The sequence below is a fragment of the Bradyrhizobium sp. Ce-3 genome (assembly GCF_022835695.1).
GTDB lineage: Bacteria > Pseudomonadota > Alphaproteobacteria > Rhizobiales > Xanthobacteraceae > Bradyrhizobium.
This window is the reverse complement of record NZ_BQUV01000027.1, coordinates 1-456: the sequence shown is the minus strand read 5'-3', so window position 1 is coordinate 456 and position 456 is coordinate 1. Positions and strand designations below refer to the sequence as shown.

General features: G+C 64.5%; 1 protein-coding gene. It reads left to right on the top strand.

What is annotated here, in order from left to right; all coding sequences use genetic code 11:
* On the top strand, positions 1 to 456 hold a 456-nt coding region (locus BRSPCE3_RS35670; protein ID WP_309296346.1), incomplete at both ends, for an ATP-binding protein.

Sequence of the window (456 nt, the reverse complement as noted above, 5' to 3'; positions counted from 1 at the left end):
TGCAGGAAGGCGTCATGAAGACGCGGATGCAGCCGATCGGCAATGCCTGGCAGAAGCTGCCGCGCATCGTCCGCGACCTCTCCGGCGAACTCGGCAAGCAGATCGAACTCGAGATGCACGGCGCCGACACCGAGCTCGACCGCCAGGTGCTCGACCTGATCAAGGATCCCTTGACGCACATGGTGCGCAACTCCGCCGATCATGGCCTGGAGACCACCGCCGAGCGGGTCGCCGCCGGCAAGCCAGAGCAGGGCACCATACGGCTATCAGCCTATCACGAGGGCGGCCACATCATCATCTGCATCGCCGACAATGGCCGCGGGCTCAACACCGAGCGGATCAAGGCCAAGGCGCTCCAGAACGGTCTCGTCACCGAGGCCGAGCTCGAGAAGATGACCGAGGCCCAGATCCACAAGTTCATCTTCGCGCCGGGCTTCTCGACCGCAGCGCAAGTCA